Below are 17242 nucleotides of genomic sequence, written 5' to 3'. Positions count from 1 at the left end.
CCGGCAAGATCCTCCAGCCACCGGGGGCGCGGTGATCCGCTGTCCTGCCATGACTGCACTCCGCGCCCCGGCTCCTCCGTGCCTGCCCGCCCGCCCCCACGCCGACTGGACCCTCCCATGCGCTTCGCCACTTACGAACACCGCGACCAACACCATGTGGCCGTCGTCGACAAGGACGGCACACTCCGCCCCCTGCCCGGTGTCCACTCCCTGACCGGACTGCTCACCGAGGCGGGCAGCATGCCGGGACTGCTCGGCGCGGGCACCAGGACGCTCGACGCCCCGGCCGGTCCCCACGTCTCCGAAGTGCGGCTGCTGCCGCCGCTCCAGCCGCCCACCGTGCGGGACTTCGTCACCTTCGAGGAACACGTCGAGGGCGTACGGCGCTCCGTGGACGGGGCCGCCGGCGTGCCAAAGCGGTGGTACGCGGCGCCGACCTTCTACTTCACCAACCCTTACGCGGTGTACGGCCCGCACGACGACATCCCCGTGCCCCCGGGGGCGAGCCTGCTCGACTTCGAGCTCGAGGTCGCCGCCGTGATCGGCAAGGAGGGCCGCGACCTCACCCCCGAGCAGGCCCGCGACCACATCGTCGGCTACACCGTCTTCAACGACTGGACGGCCCGTGACCTGCAGTCCGCCGAGATGAAGGTCGGCCTCGGCCCCTGCAAGGGCAAGGACACCGCCACCACGCTGGGCCCCTACCTGGTCACCGCCGACGAACTGGAGCAGTACCGGGACGCGGACGGCTTCCTGCGCCTGGCACTGACCGCCTCGGTGAACGGCGAGGTCGTGGGCAGGGACCTGCTGTCCAACATGAGCTGGACCTTCGAGGAGCTGGTCGCCTACGCCTCGCGCGGCACCGTCGTCCGCCCCGGCGACGTGCTCGGCTCCGGCACCTGCGGCAACGGAGGCTGCCTCGCCGAACTGTGGGGCGTCCGGGGCGAGCAGTCCCCGCCCCCGCTGAAGCCGGGAGACACCGTAACCCTCACCGTGGAGGGCATCGGCACCGTCTCCAACACCGTGATCGCGGGCAGGGAGCCGGAGCCACTGCCGACCGCCCGCCGCCGCACCCGGGAGCGGCCGTGAACGACCTGCACCCCAGGAGACTCCTCGGCAAGGTCGTCGTCGTCACCGGCGCCGCACGCGGCCAGGGCGCCGCCGAGGCCGAGGCCCTGACCCGCGAGGGCGCCCACGTCATCGCCACCGACGTAGCTCGGGCCCCCGGCTGCCGCCGCCTCGACGTCACCGACGAGGAGCACTGGGCACAGCTGGCCGCCGAACTGAGGGAGTCGTACGGCCAGGTGCACGGCCTGGTCAACAACGCGGGCATCACCTGGCGCGCCCGCCTCGACGACGTGACCCCCCACGACGTCGCCCGTGTCCACGCCGTCAACGTCACCGGTCCGCTGCTGGGCATCCAGCACCTGACGCCGCTGATGCCGCCCGGCTCGTCCATCGTCAACGTCGGTTCCACCGCCGCGCTCAGCGGCCATTACCCGGTCGCCTACACGACCAGCAAATGGGCGCTGCGCGGCCTGTCGAAGACCGCGGCCACGGAGCTCGGCCCGCGCGGCATCCGTGTCAACACGATCCACCCCGGCTTCATCGAGACCGAGATGACCGCCTCCACCGCCCCTGCGTTCCGCGAGGCGAACATCCGCGAGACCCCTCTCGGCCGCACCGGCACGGAGGACGAGGTCGCCCCGCTCGTGGTCTTCCTCCTGTCCGACGATTCCTCCTTCATCACCGGCGCCGAGATCCCGGTCGACGGCGGACTCACCGCGCACGGCGGCGTCAAGTCCATCTCGGACGCTCTGGGTCCGACTGCTGCCGGACCGACTGCTGCGAGTTCAAAGGCGAATTGAAACGGCTGTCAGGGACGCGCGGCGGCGCTCCGGTTCGCGCCGAGAGCGCGATCGTCGTCGGCGGCGACCTGCGGCACAAGTCCGCGCTCAAAACCCAGCGTCTCGTCACGAAGGTCGTGTTGCGCGTCGGCGGGGCCGCCGCGCCCGGGCCGCGTGAGTGCGGTGGCGACGTCCAGGGGGGCGTCGGCGGGGGCCAGACGCAGGTTGCGGCGGTGGCCCGCACGCACGCGGTCCGTCTCCTGTGGCGCCGGCGGATGGCTGCCGACCTGGCTCTGCCGTTCGGGGACGGGACCTGTGGCCAGGGCGTCCACTTTCGGCCCCGCGAGGGCGACTCCAGCTGGCCCCATTTGTGGGTGATTGGTGAAGATCAGGCGTCGTGATGCGGCTCCTGTAGGCGGTTTGATTCGGGACCACCCATGGCGGTGCCGGGGTGCTCGGTTCTGGGTGGGCAGTGGAAAGGTGAGGCGTTACTCAAACAGGTGTCGGTGGGCTTGGCTCCATGCCAACTTGTCTTCGAGGTCCTGCAGGTAGCCGTCGGCCGCCCAGGTCGCCTGGGGTTCGTGCCCGGCATCGGCCAGCCGGCGTACTCGTTCGGCGTTTTCCCGCTGCTCGCGGATGACGGCGTCGACGATGTCGGCGGTGGAGAGGAGGCCGTAGGCGGTGCAGAACCGCTGCAGGCGTCGATGGCGGTCGGGCGGTTGCGGATAGCGGAGCCAACGGGTGCACTCGGTGTCGTCCCTGAACGGTGCCACGTACTGCAGTGCGTAGGCGATGTCGTGCAGGCGTGCTGCCGGGCGAGCGAAGTCGAAGTCGATGATGCCCACCGGCTGCTGTCCCTGCCAGATCACGTTCCATGGGCCGAAGTCGCCGTGGCAGATCACCTCACCGTCAGTGGACTCCGTTGCGCCGACGGCCCAGGCGGCATTGTCGGGCGGGGTGAAGCCCGCGGTTGCGTCGTGGTACTCGCGCAGCAGCCGGGCGAAGGCGGTCAAGCCGTCGTCTTCCACGACTTTGGCCCACCCCAGCGGCCCCGACTCTCCGTCGATATAGCTGAGGACCTCGCGGCCTTCCTCGTCGAGCCCCAAGGGCCGCGGAGCGTAGGGGAAGCCCACTGCTTCGAGATGGCTCAGCAGTGCGTGCACCGTTTCGGTCCAGGGCTGGACGGGTCGGCGGACGGTGTCGCCGATCCGCACGACCTGCCGGTGAGCGTGATCCTGCAGCACGTCCTCGTTCGTCACCCGCAGAGGCTATCCACCCCGCCGACAGCGCGACACCTGGATTATGCGGACCCGTTCGTCGCCGGCGCCCGCAAGACCATCGGCGACGCTGCCGAATTCCTCGGACTTCGAACGGCAGATCACCACCGTCTCCGAGCGGCTCGGCATCCAGGTGCGCTCCGCCTGGCGTTACTTCGATCACCGCCCACAGCCGATCACAGCAGCGATCGGCACTCACCTGAGGGAGCGTCACTTCCGACCATCAGACGACAAGGCGTACGCCGTCTCACGCGAGCCAGTCTGCTGTAATCGAACATCAAGGTAACGCTGCGCGACGACTCCCCAAGATCTGTGCCAGAACCGAATTCGGGCAGCGTTTGTTCGCCGATTCCCAAGGCACCGCGCCTTGGCCATGTTCGATTGGCCGCCGGAATCTTTGAGCTACTTGTTCAGGGGCGGAAGGTGCGGCGGTAGGTGTCGGGTGGGACGCCGACGCTGCGGTGGAAGTGGCGGCGCAGGGTGGTGGCGGTGCCCATGCCGGTGGCCGCGGCGATGGTGTCCACGGTGGCGTCGGTGGTCTCCAGTAGTTCCTGGGCGTGGCGAATGCGCTGGGTGTGGAGCCATTGCAGTGGCGTGGTGCCGGTGAGGTGCTTGAAGTGGCGGCCGAGGTGGCGTGAGCTCATGCGGGCCTGGCGGGCCAGGTCCTCCACGGTGAGCGGCTGGTCCAGCCGCTCCAGCGCCCAGGGGAAGAGCTCGCCCAGGGGATGGTTGCCCGGGGCGGGAAGGGGGGTGGCGATGAACTGGGCCTGGCCGCCGTCCCGGTGGGGTGGGACGACCAGGCGTCGGGCGATCTTGTTGGCGTTGGCCGAGCCGTGGTCGAGGCGGACCAGGTGCAGGCACAGGTCCATGGCGGCGGCCTTGCCCGCGGAGGTGAGGACGTCGCCGTTGTCGACGTAGAGGACGTCCGGATCGACGGTGGCCGCCGGGTGGCGCCGGGCCAGTTCCCGCGTGTGGCCCCAGTGTGTGGTGGCGCGCCGGCCGTCGAGCAGTCCTGCAGCGCCCAGGATGAAGGCGCCCGTGCACAGTGAGGCCACGCGGGCACCGGCCGCGTGGGCCGCACGCACCGCCTCGATCAGCTCGGCGGGCGGGTCGCGGTCGGTGTCGGCCCAGCCGGGGACGATCACTGTGTCCGCGTGCGCGAGGTGGTCGAGCCCGTGGTCGGGTTCCAGGCGGAAGCGGTCGACGTGCACCGGACCGCTCCCGCAGAGGGAGAAGTCGTACCAGGGCTCCACGATGTGGGTCAGATCGGCCCCGAAGACCTCGACGGCCACGGACAGTTCGTAGTGGAGCATGCCGTCGGTGACGGCCAGCGCAACAGCGGGCATGTCCGAAACTGTACGCGGCATGTCGTTTCCGACGCTCGTGCGGGGCGCTGCCGGAGGGACAGGATGTGGATGTCAGGCCGCAGAGGATCGACCTCGCAGCGGGCGTTCGAGTACACGGGAGCGGTCTCATGGGATCAGGTCAGCTGGTGTCGGTGTTCGGCGCCTACGGTCACACCGGGCGGTTCGTGGTCGCGGAGCTGGCCGCGCGTGGGTTCGTCCCCGTGCTGTCCGGGCGCGACGCGCAGACCTTGAAGGAGCTGGCCCAGGAGCACGGGCTGGAGGCTCGGATGGCGTCGGTCGACGACCCGGCCTCGCTGGACCGGGCCGTGGCGGGAACAGCGGCGGTCATCAACTGCGCCGGCCCCTTCGCATCGACCGTCGGCCCGGTGATCGAGGCCGCGCTCCGCGCGAAGATCCCTTACCTGGACGTGGCCGCCGAACTCGAGGCCAACCTCGACACCTTCGCCCACTACCGCGAGCGGGCCCGGGACGCGGGAGCGGTGATCGTCCCGGCCATGGCCTTCTTCGGCGGCCTCGGCGACCTGCTGGCCACCGCGGCGATGGGCGACTGGACCGAGGCCGACGAGGCACACATCGCCTATGCGCTCAGCAACTGGCACCCCACCGCCGGTACCCGGCTCTCGGGCGCGGTCTCCCGCGAGCGACGCGGCGGCCACCGCCTGCGCTACCGCGGCGGACAGTGGGAACACCGCACCGACGCCGCGCCCACCCTGGAGTGGACGTTCCCGGAACCGATGGGACCCCGGCCGGTGATCGGGGAGTTCACGATGGCGGACGTCGTCAGCGTCCCCCAGCACCTCTCCATCCCCGACGTGACCACCTACATGACCGCCGAGGCGGCCCGGGACGTCGCCGCCCCCCACACGCCGGCCCCGACCGCCGCCGACGAGAGCGGGCGCTCGAATCAGACCTTCCTCGTCGACGTCGTCGTCCGCTCCGGCGGAGCCGAACGCCGGGCCACGGCCAGCGGCCAGGACATCTACGCCGTCACCGCGCCCCTCGTCACCGAGGCCCTCGAGCGCGTCCTGACCGGCCGCACCAAGACCGTCGGCGTCGTCTCCGCCGGCGAGATGTTCGACGCCCCCGACTTCCTGCGCGCGCTCGACCCGCACATCACACTCGACCTGCACCCGCAAAAGCGTCGCTGACAAGCTCGGCGAGGCCGACGGCATCCTGATCATCGATGACACCGGGTTCCTCAAGAAGGGCACCACCTCAGCCGGGGTCCAGCGCCAGTACTCCGAAACCGCCGGCCGGACGAGAACTGCCAGATCGGCGTCTTCGCCGCCTACGCCTCCGCCCGCGGCCGGGCCTTGGTCGACCGCGAGCTCTACCTCCCGAAGTCCTGGACCGAGGACCGGGAACGCTGTCGCACCGCAAGGGTCCCCGACGAGCGGGAGTTCGCCACCAAGGGCGAACTGGCCCGGCACATGGTGCTGCGGACCGTCGCCTCGCCGCTGCCCATTGCCTGGGTCACCGCGGATTCCGCCTACGGTCAGGACAACCGATTCCGCCGGATGCTGGAACAGTCGGGTGTCGGACGGGGGTAGTGACCTCGGGTCCTCAGGCGCGACGTTCCGCAGCGAGCTGCTCCAGTACTTCGATGTCCGGTACCTCGAGGGCCGGAATCCTCAGCCACCGGACAGGGAAACCGTATGCGCCGGCTTCGCGGTCGCGGAACTCTATACGCAGATACGCGCCCAGCTCGTCTTCGTCGACGCTGGCGTGGACGAAGCTGTAGCGCAGCACAGTGATGTCTTCCCACGGTATGTGGGTGTCCTGGTGGTGCAGGCCGTCCCCGTCAGCGGTCAGCGGACCGAACTCCACCCGGCCTCTCGCCGCCAGCGTGGCTCTGGCCTTGGCCAGCTGCACTTCGGTGACGTGGGTGTGGATGTGAGCCATCAGTGGCCAGATGGTGGAAGGGGGGCGATCGGCGATCTGGCCGGCGCGAAAGGCGGCCCCTGGGGTGGTAACCGGTGGGTCGGCCAGACGGGATGCCACGACGGTGCCGTCGGCGAACTCCAGCCGCTGAATGTACAACCACTGCGTGACCACCACGTCGCCCTCTGCGGAGTGTCCCTCGAGATCATTGGCGAACCACAGGTGAGTGATCTCCGCCCAGGGATACATCCGAGGGGCGGGGGCTGCCTGCCCGTCGCCGCTGTCGTCCACGGTCAGCATGACACCGCTGTGTTGCACGCGGAGCATCACCGCCCGCGGCCCGTCAAGGTCCTCGACCTGCCCAGGCAACATTCCGTGCTCGGGGCCCGCTGACGGGTCCTGCTCTGAGGGGACGGCTCTGACACCTTCCGATCTCCGATTTCTCCCCCACCAACGAGCCATCCGCTCCCCCTCCCAGATCCCGCCGTTCCGGGCCCTGATCGCCGGCCTCGGCTCGACACGCCACCGCCCACAGCCTCCCCCAACCCCGGCCATTCCATTCGGATCACCGACCGCCGGGAAGCTGAGCATGTGGGCGAAGGCGAATCCGACGATGGAGGCGCCGTGCGTGTCGGTGTACTGCCGGTCGGTCTCCCCGTCTCATGACCGAGTGGCACCAGCGGTACCGCGGACCCGGGCTGACCGCCTGAACCATCACCGTGCATCCACGCACCCCGCCGGGAGCTCGTCCGGCGGGGTGCCGGCATGTGGCCCGGTTCAGCCACGGAGTCACCTCAGGCCATGGCCACGACGGCCGAGATCAAAGCCTGCAGGCAGACCCTTTCGGCCTCCTCGTCCGGCAGCGAGAGGTGCTGCATCGTCAGTCCGTCGAAGCCCGCGAGGAAGAACCTCGCGATCGTCTCGGCGGGCTGGGCCAGTTGGTGGCGGGTGCGTTCGGCGGCGTCGCTGATCAGTTTTGCCGTCACTGCCGAGATCCCGCTGTAGTGGCTGTGCAGTGCCTCCCTCAGACGAGGCGTGCGCAAGGCGAACAGGGTCAGCTCGGTGAGGAGCTGGTGTGACGCGGGCTGCCGCAGCACGGTGCCCCAAAGGGCCTCGGCGAGCGTGGCGATGGTCTCCTCAAAGCTCGCGTCCGTGGGTGCGGTCTGCTCCACCTGGGCGACCAGGTCCTCGGTGAGCTGCTCCATGACGGCACGGTAGAGGTCTTCCTTCGTGCCGAACGTATAGTGCACGGTCGCCTGTGCCACACCCAGCTCCGCGGCGATAGCGCGGGTGCTGCCGGCGGCGACGCCTTCCCTGGTCATCAGGTCGATGGCCGCCTTGATCAGTTGTGGGCGGCGCTCCGCCGCGGATACGTGAGCCATTCCTGCATCCTAGGCGACTCAGTCTGGTGATCAGGTCACTCGACAATATCGCCGTCGCAGCAGGGGTGTCTTGGGTGCGAGGTGCAGAGGCGCTTGCCCGACTCCTGTCCCCGCCGGGCGTCTTCAGACCTCCGACCGTTCCATCAATCGACTGTGTCGGCCAACGCAATCGAGCGACCTTGTCGAGTGACAAGGTCGCCTGTATGGTTCTAACCAGCGACAGCCTGCGCCGAACGAAAGGCAAGCCCGTGACCCACGAGACCCCGCGCGGAACCGAGCCGATCCCCCAGCGTCCCGCCCTGCCTTTGGTCGGCCACGCCTTCGACATCCCCGGTGGCGCCGACGGCCTGCTCCACGTGATGAAGGAGGCCAAGGAGCTGGGGCCGCTGTTCAAGCTCCGCATCTTCGGCACCGAGATCAACTTCGCCTCCGGCCTCGACCTCGTCACCGAGCTGGCGGACGAGAGCCGGTTCCGCAAGAACGTGCACCCCGACCTCGTCATCCTCCGGGAGATTGGCGGCGACGGACTCTTCACCGCGTTCAACGACGAGCCCAACTGGCGCAAGGCGCACGATGTCCTGATGCCCGCGTTCTCCCTCGGCGCCATGCGCGGCTACCACTCGACGATGCTCAAGGTCGCCCGTGAACTGATGGGCAAGTGGGACCGGTCCGCCGGCACGGAGGCCGTGGACGTCGCCGACGACATGACACGACTGACCTTCGACACGATCGGTCTGTGCGGCTTCGGCTACGACTTCGAGTCCTTCAGCCGCGAGGAGCCCCACCCCTTCGTCACCGCCCTGTCCAGGGCGCTCGGCTTCGCCCAGGCCAAGGGGGAGTCCATCCCCGGCACCGAGCTGTTCAAGTGGAGGCAGGCCGAGCAGTTCCGCGCCGACGTGACCCTGATGAAGGACCTGGTCGACGACGTGATCCGAGAGCGCCGGGCCTCCGGTGACCAGAGCACCGACGACCTGCTCGGGCGCATGCTGCACACCCAGGACGCCGTCACGGGCGAGCGCCTGGACGACGTCAACATCCGCTACCAGGCGATCACGTTCCTCATCGCCGGCCACGAGACCACCAGCGGTGCCCTGTCCTTCGCCCTGTACTACCTGACCAAGCACCCCGAGGTGCTCGCACGCGCTCAGGCCGAGGTCGACGCGCTGTGGGGCGACTCGGACGCGCCCGAGCCGGAATACGGGGACATCGGCAAGCTGACGTACATCCGCCAGGTGCTCAACGAAGGCCTGCGCCTGTGGCCGACGGCCCCCGCGTACGCCGTGGAGCCGCTTGAGGACACCGTCATCGGCGGGAAGTACGCCGTGCGCAAGGGCGAGTCGATCCAGGTGCTCATCCCGCAGCTGCACCGGGACCCCGCCTGGGGCGAGAACGTCGAGCTGTTCGACCCCGACCGGTTCCTGCCCGAGCGGGAGGAGGAGCGGCCGGTTCACCTCTTCAAACCGTTCGGCAGCGGCGAACGCGCCTGCATCGGCCGCCAGTTCGCGCTGCACGAGGCGACTTTGGTCCTCGCGCTGGTGATCCACCGCTACCGCCTGATCGACCACACCAACTACCAGCTGAAGATCAAGCAGTCGCTCACTCTCAAGCCCGACGAGTTCACCTTGAACCTGGCCCGGCGCACCAGCGGGGAGCGACGCCTGCCCACTGCCGCGGCCGTCGCCGCGAGCAGCGCTCCCGCTGACCGGGACCGGCCCGCCGTCCGGCGTGCCACCGGAACCGCGCTGACCCTCCTGCACGGCTCCAACCTGGGCACCTGCGCGGGCATCGCGCACGACTTGGCGGCGGAGGGCGACGAGCGCGGCTTCGCCCCGTCCGTCGCCTCCCTCAACGACGCCGTGGACAAACTCACCACCGATGCCGGCCCGGTGGTGATCGTGGCCGCTTCCTACAACGGCAGGCCCACCGACGACGCCACGGATTTCGTCGCATGGCTGGAAGGTCTGGAGCCCGGCGCGCTCGACGGCCTCCAGTACGCCGTACTCGGCGTCGGCGACCGCAACTGGGCCGCCACCTACCAGCGCGTCCCCACTCTCATCGACGAGCGGCTCACCGCCGCGGGCGCCACCTCACTCCTTGAGCGCGGCGCCGCGGACGCCGCCGGCGACTTCGCCGGCACCGTGGACCGCTGGACCGGCGACCTGTGGAACACCCTGCTGGAGCAATACGGAGCCGTCGGAGAAGCACAGGAGGCAGAGCCGGCCCCCGACCAGGAGAGCGGACTGTACGAGCTGGAGGACGCGACCGACTCGGTCATCGGCGGGCTCGCGGCACGGCACGGCGTGCAGCCCATGGAGGTGCTCGACGCGTACGAACTGGTCGACCTGAACCATGAGTTGGGCCGCTCCAAGCGGTTCCTCAGGCTGCGTCTGCCCGCGGGCGTCACCTACCGCACCGGCGATCACCTGGCCGTCCTCCCCAGCAACCCGGACACCCTCGTCCAGCGGGTGGCCGACCGCTTCGGCCTCGACCTGGACCGCACCGTGCGACTGCGCGCCCGTCGCCGCAGCCGCAACACGCTGCCCGTCGACCGGCCGCTGACCGTGCGTCGCCTGCTGACCGACTTCGTGGAACTGCAGGATGCCGCCACCCAGGAGCAGGTCGCCGTACTCGCCGAGCACACCGCCTGCCCGCCCGAGAAGCGGCCCCTGGCCGAACTCGCGGCGGCGGCCCCGCAGGCCTTCAGCGAGCAGGTGACCGCCGCCGGACACAGCGTCCTGGACCTGCTGGAGCGCTACCGCGCCTGCGAGCTGCCCTTCGAACGCTTCCTGGAACTACTGCCCGTCCTGCGCCCGCGCCACTACTCGATCTCCTCGTCCGCCCAAGCGGCACCCGGCGAGGTGGACCTGATGGTGTCGCTGCTCGCCGCGCCCCACCGTGGCGGCGAGGGCACGTTCCACGGCATCGCCTCGCACTACCTCCAGACCGTGAAGGCGGGCGACACCGTCCAGGCCAGGGTGCTGCCCTGCAGTGAGGCCTTCCGACTGCCGCGGGACGAGTCGGTGCCGGTGATCCTGGTCAGCGCGGGCACCGGTCTGGCGCCCTTCCGTGGCGCGGTCCTCGACCGCCACCACACCCGGTCCACCGGAACGCTGCTGTGCTACTTCGGCTGCGACCACCCCGACGTCGACTACCTCCACCGTGCGGAGTTCGAGGCCGCCGAGGCAGCCGGAGCCGTCAGCATGCGGCCCACCTACTCCTGCGCCCCCGAGGACGGTGCCCGCTTCGTCCAGAACCGCATCGCGAAGGACAGCGACGAGGTCTGGGCGGTACTGGAGGCCGGCGGACGCGTCTACATCTGCGGAGACGGCCGTCGCATGGCTCCGGCGGTGCGGGAGGCGTTCATGGCGATCTACCGCACGTTCACGGGCGCGGGCGACGAGGAGGCCACCGCCTGGCTGGCCGCCCTGATCGAGTCCGGCCACTACGTGGAAGACGTCTGGGCCGGCTGACCGCCCGCGGTGCGGTGGCAGACGTCCACCGCACCGCATCCACTCCACCGCATCACCGATCGACGGGCCACCGACGTCCGACACGTCCGTGGCCCGTGCCCCGAAACGCGGCTCATGCCCCCTGACTCGTGAGGCTCTCATGCTTGTTGCACACTCGGCGCACCGCCGAGGAACGCCAGCGGCCCCCAACTGCACGCAGAGGAGCGGCCGGTGAACGCGCGAAGCGGCTCCGCCCTGACCTTCGGCGTGGCGGTGGCGCTCATCGCCGGAATCACTCTCGGCAACGGCGGGGCGAACGTGATGCCCGTGTTCGTCGACGACTTCGCGTCACGTTTCGGGCTGTCGGACTCCGGCGCCGGGCTCGTGGCCGCGACCCAGCTGATGACGACGGCGATGGTGACGCTGCTACTGGCCAAGCGGGCCGCACGGCCGGGGCGGGTGCTGATGACCCGCTTCGGGCTGGCGCTCTCGGGAGCAGGCTTCCTCGGAGCGGCAGCGGCAACCAGCCCGGTGACCCTGGTCCTGGCCAACCTGGTCCTCGGCGCCGGGCTCGGCGCGGTCTACGCGGCTGCCACCGCAGCGCTCGCCGCCACCGACGACGCCGACAAGGCGTCCGCCGTCACCATCTCCGGCACGGTCGGTGTGACGGCATTGCTGATCCTGGGCGTCCCCGCGGCCAACCACGGCCTCGGGGAGGGCACCGGCTTCCTGCTCATGGCGTTGTGCTGCTTCTTCGCCTGGCCACTGACACGCCGACTCCCCGACGGCCCCGCCGGTCCCGCCGGTCCCGCGACACCGGACGCCGGACCCGCCGGTACGGCAGAGGCGAACGCGTCCAGGCCGTCGGTGGTTCTGCTCCTCGGGACCGCGCTCCTGTGGGCCGTCACCCAGGGCGCGTGGTCGTACGCCTCGGTCCTGGGCCGCCAGCACACCGGGATGTCCCACTCAGCCGTATCGGCCGTCCTCGCCATCTCCAGCGTCGTGGCGCTCGTCGGCGCGGTGGCGGGCCCCGTGGCGGCGCGGCGCTTCGGACGCATGAGGTCGATGGCCGTCTTCGTCACGGCGCAGGCCCTCGCGATGGCGGCCCTGGTCCTCACCCACGACCCCGTGCTCTTCACCGTCGCGGCCGTCCTCTGGCAGACCTGCCAACTGGCCGTCCTGGTGCAGATGCTGGCCGCCGCGGCGCTCATCGACCCGACCGGATGCCTGGTCGCCTCCCTCAGCGGCGCGGGCGCCCTGGGCACCGGCATCGGGCCGCTGGCCGTCGGGGCCGTCCTGGACGCCGCCGGGGCGGACGTCCTCGGCCTGGTCCTGGCGCTCGGCACCTTCGTCGCCTCGCTGCCCTTGCTCAAAATGACGTTGGCCGGCACGGAGGCCCCGGCGAAGCGCGGGCTCGCGGCCTCTCCCGCCGCCGACTCCGGGTGAGCACTCCAGGCGGGCTGCACGGCATCGAGCGTTTGTCAGGTGACGTCGCCGAGGCGCGGCTGAAGCCGAGACAGAGACGCCGTACGCCGTACTACTGACCGCAGACCCTCTGATACGGCACATCGCCGACGTACGTCCGCCACTGTGCCCGCGTCAGTCCGGCGCCTCCCGCCCGGGCGCAGACCTCGGCGACCGCCCGCCCCGGCTCGATGATGTAGCGCTGCAGCGGGACATGTGCGCCGGCCGCGTACACGCTGGTGCCGTCCGGACTGAAGGACAGGGAGACGATCGCGTCGCCGGCCGTGGTGAGCGGGGGCGCCCAGGGGCTGCCGGCTCTCCGTGTCCCACAGCTGGAGCGTGCCCGCGTCGCCGCCGACGGGGCCAGAGTGCGGCCGTCGGGGCTGAGCGCCACCGCGCCGATCCTTTCCGGGTTCTCGCCCGGGTGGACGGAGAAGGCCACCGGCCGGGCCTGGCCCGCCTGCCAACAGCCGTCACAGCCCGTCCCCTTCCTACGCAGCCGCGTCGAGGCGACCGCGCCCACGTTGCGCAGAATGCCGGCGCGCTGCCGCAGCCGCCCCTCCCACAGGGCGACCCTGCCCTTGGCGTCGCCCCGCGGCCAGCCGCGAGCCGTCGGCTGAAGGCGAGGACGCCGACCTCGTCGCCGAGGACGAGGTTTCGGTCGGTCACCGGACCCGGGGGCAGGGCGGCCCAGCGGCTGTCCCCGACCAGCAGGCGTCCGTTGGGGCGAACGGCCAGCGCCAGGCCGGACAGGCCGTCGAGCACCCGGGTGCGGCGGGCGCGTGCGGTGTCCCAGACCTCGGTGCCGGTGTTCAGGTCTCCGGAGGACGAGACCCGGCCAGCGTAGACGGTACGGCCGGACGGGCCCACGGCCAAGGCAACCACGGGGCCCGTCGCGCCGGTCGTCAGGTCCGGCTCGGCGCAGGCGCGCTCGTGCCGTACGTCCCAGACCGTTAGCGGTTGGGACGGCGCCTGCCCACCCGGTGCGGAGGCCCGTAGGCCCACGTCGTGCCGTCGGCGTCGAACGCCATCAACGGCTCGGTGACCTCCGGGGCGACCTGCCGTCCCGCCGATCCGCGGCAAGCGCGGTCAGCCACTGTACCGCCCGAAGCACCTGTACGCCGACCGCGGCTACGACCACGCGGTCCACCGGGACAAGGTCCGTCGGTTCCAGATCATCCCGCACCTCGCCCGGCGTGGGACCGGGCACGGCTCCGGCCTGGGGGTGTACCGCGGGGTCATGGCAGGAGCGATCGCGCTGCTGCATTGGTTCCGCCGCCTGCGCATCTGTTGGAGATCCGCGACGACATCCACCACGCGTTCGTCACCCTCGGCTGCGCCGTCATCTGCCGGCGACGTCTGCACACCGCACTTCGTTGAGAGTGTGGGCAGGCGATTGCCCAGCGGACGGCCTGCTCGATGCGTCAGAACGCATGCGCAGCAGCACCGGGCCCACGCAGCCTCACATGCGGGATCTCAGCACGTCGACCTCGCAACCCGGCGCGAACGGGTCGAAACCGTGCTCGACCAGCCAGCGAACCGCCAGCAGGCTTCGCAACGACCACCACGCGTGGATCACGTCGAGGTCGATGTCGGTGCCGTAGCCGGCGATGACGTCGCCAAGGTGCTCCTCGTGTCCGAGCGTGAAGGTGGCGATGTCGTACAGGGCATCACCCTGGCCCGCCTCGGACCAGTCGATGATGCCCGTGACCTCGTCGCCGTCGACGAAGACGTGCGCGATCTGCAGGTCGCCGTGCGTGAACGCCGGAGTCCACGGCCGGAGCGCGGCCTCGGCGACCTGGCGGTTGCGGGTGACCAGGTCCGCGGGCAGGACGCCGTTCGTCACGAGCCACTCGCACTCGTCGTCGAGTTCCGCCGCCAGCGCGATAATGCTCCGGCCGGCCCCGCCGGGCCGGGGCGGCAGCGGCGCGTCGTGCAGCTTCCGGATGGCGGCGCCCGCCGCGGCCCATGCCGTCGGCGACCCGGTCGACGGCCCGCCGAGGCGTCCAAGCGTCGTCCCCGGGAGTGCGGCGATCGCGAGCACGGGCGGCTTGCGCCACAGGACCTCCGGGGTCGGGACCGGCGCGAGGGACATCGTCTCGACCTCGACATCGATGCGCGCCTGATCGGCGTCCACCTTCAGAAACACATCGCCGACGCGCAGGGTCGCGCGCTCGGAATGGGCGACGACGACTTTGACCTCATCCATGGGCGACCAGTATCCCGGGGATGATCGCCGACGTCGCCGGATTTATTGCGTGCGATTACGCGGCTGACCGCGTCCCGATGCTCCCGATACCCGGCGACCTCGTGCGCGGCACCGGCCTCTGGATCAGAGCCGGCGAGCCGAACTGATCAGCGGTCTGAGCCCGGCCGGGTGCTGGATGCGCGGGCCCAGAACACGTTCGAGGTGCGGGTGGATCGGGTGAGCAGGCCGCCCGGCCGGGCTGATGCGGGTGGCCTCGCCGGCCAGCTCGTCGTCGAAGCCGATGATCATCTCCAGCTCGGCGACTGGTCTCGTCGTTCAGGTCGATTCAGCGGAGTGTGTGCGCATCGCTCCCGCAGACGCATCTCCATCGCCGCCTTGACGTGCTACATAAAGCGGCCACCGCCACCGGCTGATCTACCGGCCCCGCCGGGACGACGGCCGACGCGACGGCCGCAAAAGCTTCTCCTGGCGCGACTACCGGGACCTGCTGATCGCCACACACCAACAGCTCGGCGGCCCGATCGTGCTCATCTGGGACAACCTCAACGTTCACAAGGCCGCCGACCTGCGGGAGTACGCCTCCGGCGGAACTGCGCCAGGCAATCGTCAAACCGGCCGCAGCCGAGGGCCTTACGGTCGAACGCGCCCTGACCGCCCGCATCGTCGACGAACTCGCAGATGCGCCCGGTGGATTGCCGCTGCTCTCGCACGTGTTGCTGGAGACCTGGCGCCGCCGCCGCGGCAAGACCATGACCCTGACCGGCTACGAAGCCTTCCGGAGGCCTCAAGGGCGCGGTCGCCAAGACCGCCGAGGACATCTACCGCCGGTTCTCCGATGCCCAGGCTGCTGCGGCCCGCCGTTTACTGCTGCGCCTCGTCGCCCCCGGCGAGGGTGCCGATGCCCCACTCACCCAGACCGTCGCGGAAGTCAGCGTTCTGCCCGTAGCCGACGCCGGCCACACCACCGACAGCACCAACCTCACCCGGCCAGCTCGTCGAAAGGAATTCAGGACCAGACGCCACTTCTCCCGGTACCCGACCTCCGGCGGCATCCCGGTCTTCTGCCGCCGTGGCGCATCGTGCGCCCACTCCTGGGGCACGAACAACCGCCACTGCAGAGGACAGGAGGCAGTGCCGGACAGGCGGCGCCCAGACTGATCACGCCGTAATCACTCTCACTTCAGACCACCCTGCCGCCGGTGATTACGACGTAATCACTGCACGGACCGCGCCATCCGCAGGCTACGCCTCCTGAAGTATCAGTCGGCCACTCCGACGTCGTCACGGTCGTGTCTGCGTCGTCCGTGTCTGGCCTCCGCCTGCTTCACCGAACCCCCCGAAGCACCCGCCTCGGATGTCAACAGTTCGGCCAGCACAGTGGCGAGCCCCTGGCCAGTTGCTACGCACAGAGCGATGCCTCTCGGTGCTATAGGCCATCTCTTACCGGCCGTGGATGGCTACGGCGACCCGATGCGGAACGTTCAGCCTGCCGCACCTCAGACGGACGCGCGCGCGGTACCCGTTGTGCGACTGCGGGCCAACGGTGTGAGGCCGGCCATGAGGACGACGGCCGCGAGCGGAATAAGGTCGAGGCTGACCGCGATCAGGATGAAGGACACCAACACGAGCGCTGGGCTCCACACGGGCAGATGCCTGGGCCGTACGGCCGCCATCATGATCAGCAGGGTGAGCATTCCGAGTTGGAAGGCCATCGGACCTGCGAACTCGAGAGGGTCTGGCAGCGGGGCAGACTCGGCGAGGCCGGAGAACAGATCGCCAAGGATCACCCAGACAAAGCAGCCTGCGCCGAACACTCCGGCGAGCATGGCGGCACTGGCAGCTGTTCTCATCCAGATCGTGGCCGCGGGAACGAGGCTGCGCAGCATCACGACGAAGGTGCCGAGCAGGAGGAAGGCAGCGAGGAAGAACGTGTGGCCGAGGTTCCAGGCAGCTCCCGGGCCGTGGTCGCCGTCCATGCCGTCGATCAGACGAAGAACGCCGTACAACAGCAGCAGCAGAGGGATGAGGACACAAAGCAGTCGAGTTGTGCGTGCCGTCGATCTCATGCTCATACGGTCGCTGCCTGGTCTGAGCACAGGCCATCGGGACGATCCCCCAGCACACCCGGAAAGCCGCCTTAGGGGTTGGCCAGCTCAACGGCAGGGTTTACCCGGAGGCGTGGGCGTTCACAAGCCGCTGCCATCCCTCTTGTGCCTCCCGCTGCTGGCGGGCCGGCTCCTCCGCTTGCCACCCACCGTGCTTACGTAGTTTCTAGGTGTTGTCGTCAAATGTCACGCCCACATCAGCAGCGATGCGAGGGTGACGGCTGCTTGGTAGGACTCGGCGGTCTTGTCGTAGCGGGTGGC

14 protein-coding genes and 5 pseudogenes are annotated in these 17242 nt (G+C 70.1%); 9 read left to right on the top strand and 10 right to left on the bottom strand.

Annotated elements, in window-relative coordinates:
* Positions 1-117: 117 nt before the first annotated feature.
* Together ACZ4YY_RS35235 and ACZ4YY_RS35230 are read left to right on the top strand one after the other, a co-directional pair.
* Complete coding sequence (locus ACZ4YY_RS35235; RefSeq protein ID WP_468299172.1) at positions 118-1089, top strand: fumarylacetoacetate hydrolase family protein; 972 nt, start codon at positions 118-120, stop codon at positions 1087-1089.
* The gene (locus tag ACZ4YY_RS35230; RefSeq protein WP_468299170.1) at positions 1086-1868 is read left to right on the top strand and encodes an SDR family NAD(P)-dependent oxidoreductase; all 783 of its coding nucleotides are present in this window, start codon (positions 1086-1088) and stop codon (positions 1866-1868) included. The genes ACZ4YY_RS35235 and ACZ4YY_RS35230 overlap by 4 nt, the downstream gene beginning before the upstream one ends.
* Before the next feature lie 8 nt (positions 1869-1876).
* Here the strand turns inward: ACZ4YY_RS35230 and ACZ4YY_RS35225 are convergent, their stop codons facing one another.
* The 3 genes from ACZ4YY_RS35225 to ACZ4YY_RS35215 form a co-directional block, all read right to left on the bottom strand.
* Entirely contained in the window at positions 1877-2095 is a 219-nt protein-coding gene (locus ACZ4YY_RS35225; protein ID WP_468299168.1) for a hypothetical protein, read from the bottom strand.
* Positions 2096-2335: 240 nt separating this feature from the next.
* On the bottom strand, positions 2336-3106 hold the full coding sequence (locus tag ACZ4YY_RS35220; RefSeq protein WP_468299166.1) for an aminoglycoside phosphotransferase family protein: 771 nt from the start codon (positions 3104-3106) through the stop codon (positions 2336-2338).
* Positions 3107-3534: 428 nt separating this feature from the next.
* Positions 3535-4470: a helix-turn-helix domain-containing protein gene (locus ACZ4YY_RS35215; protein ID WP_468299165.1), complete on the bottom strand. Its 936-nt coding sequence runs from the start codon at positions 4468-4470 to the stop codon at positions 3535-3537.
* A gap of 128 nt (positions 4471-4598) precedes the next feature.
* Here ACZ4YY_RS35215 and ACZ4YY_RS35210 point away from each other — a divergent pair, with 128 nt between their 5' ends.
* Complete coding sequence (locus tag ACZ4YY_RS35210) at positions 4599-5639, top strand: saccharopine dehydrogenase family protein (protein ID WP_468299163.1); 1041 nt, start codon at positions 4599-4601, stop codon at positions 5637-5639.
* Between the two features lie 22 nt (positions 5640-5661).
* Positions 5662-6041, top strand: a pseudogene (locus ACZ4YY_RS35205) (IS701 family transposase).
* A 13-nt stretch (positions 6042-6054) separates the two neighbouring features.
* Here ACZ4YY_RS35205 and ACZ4YY_RS35200 read toward each other — a convergent pair.
* A complete protein-coding gene (locus tag ACZ4YY_RS35200; RefSeq protein WP_468299161.1) occupies positions 6055-6672 on the bottom strand; it encodes a hypothetical protein in 618 nt (205 codons plus the stop codon).
* 494 nt (positions 6673-7166) lie between these two features.
* Entirely contained in the window at positions 7167-7754 is a 588-nt protein-coding gene (locus tag ACZ4YY_RS35195; protein WP_468299159.1) for a TetR/AcrR family transcriptional regulator, read from the bottom strand.
* A 248-nt stretch (positions 7755-8002) separates the two neighbouring features.
* Here ACZ4YY_RS35195 and ACZ4YY_RS35190 point away from each other — a divergent pair, with 248 nt between their 5' ends.
* Complete coding sequence (locus ACZ4YY_RS35190; RefSeq protein WP_468299157.1) at positions 8003-11224, top strand: bifunctional cytochrome P450/NADPH--P450 reductase; 3222 nt, start codon at positions 8003-8005, stop codon at positions 11222-11224.
* Between the two features lie 210 nt (positions 11225-11434).
* Positions 11435-12649 carry an MFS transporter gene (locus ACZ4YY_RS35185; protein WP_468299155.1) on the top strand — a complete coding sequence of 405 codons (1215 nt, stop codon included), beginning with the start codon at positions 11435-11437 and terminating at the stop codon, positions 12647-12649.
* 91 nt (positions 12650-12740) lie between these two features.
* Here ACZ4YY_RS35185 and ACZ4YY_RS35180 read toward each other — a convergent pair whose 3' ends face one another.
* Positions 12741-13190 (bottom strand): hypothetical protein, encoded by a 450-nt coding sequence (locus tag ACZ4YY_RS35180; RefSeq protein WP_468299153.1) that lies wholly within the window; start codon positions 13188-13190, stop codon positions 12741-12743.
* A 939-nt stretch (positions 13191-14129) separates the two neighbouring features.
* Positions 14130-14876 (bottom strand): phosphotransferase family protein, encoded by a 747-nt coding sequence (locus ACZ4YY_RS35175; protein WP_468299151.1) that lies wholly within the window; start codon positions 14874-14876, stop codon positions 14130-14132.
* A gap of 20 nt (positions 14877-14896) precedes the next feature.
* Here ACZ4YY_RS35175 and ACZ4YY_RS35170 point away from each other — a divergent pair, with 20 nt between their 5' ends.
* Positions 14897-15022: a hypothetical protein gene (locus tag ACZ4YY_RS35170; RefSeq protein ID WP_468299149.1), complete on the top strand. Its 126-nt coding sequence runs from the start codon at positions 14897-14899 to the stop codon at positions 15020-15022.
* Between the two features lies 1 nt (position 15023).
* On the opposite strand, the pseudogene ACZ4YY_RS35165 reads toward ACZ4YY_RS35170, so the two are convergent.
* A pseudogene (locus ACZ4YY_RS35165) lies at positions 15024-15179 on the bottom strand (IS110 family transposase); the annotation flags it as partial.
* On the opposite strand from ACZ4YY_RS35165, the pseudogene ACZ4YY_RS35160 reads away from it, so the two are divergent.
* Positions 15180-15459: pseudogene (locus ACZ4YY_RS35160) on the top strand (IS630 family transposase); the annotation flags it as partial. It lies immediately after the preceding pseudogene.
* Positions 15458-15770, top strand: a pseudogene (locus tag ACZ4YY_RS35155) (nSTAND1 domain-containing NTPase); the annotation flags it as partial. The pseudogenes ACZ4YY_RS35160 and ACZ4YY_RS35155, both read left to right, overlap by 2 nt.
* Here the strand turns inward: ACZ4YY_RS35155 and ACZ4YY_RS35150 are convergent.
* A pseudogene (locus ACZ4YY_RS35150) lies at positions 15762-16018 on the bottom strand (transposase); the annotation flags it as partial. The pseudogenes ACZ4YY_RS35155 and ACZ4YY_RS35150 overlap by 9 nt on opposite strands.
* A 354-nt stretch (positions 16019-16372) precedes the next feature.
* Positions 16373-16942, bottom strand: coding sequence for a hypothetical protein (locus tag ACZ4YY_RS35145; RefSeq protein ID WP_468299147.1), 570 nt, complete (start codon positions 16940-16942; stop codon positions 16373-16375).
* Positions 16943-17242 lie beyond the last annotated feature (300 nt).

It is taken from the genome of Streptomyces sp. NPDC030143, assembly GCF_055573695.1.
This window is presented reverse-complemented; position numbering and strand designations above follow the sequence as displayed.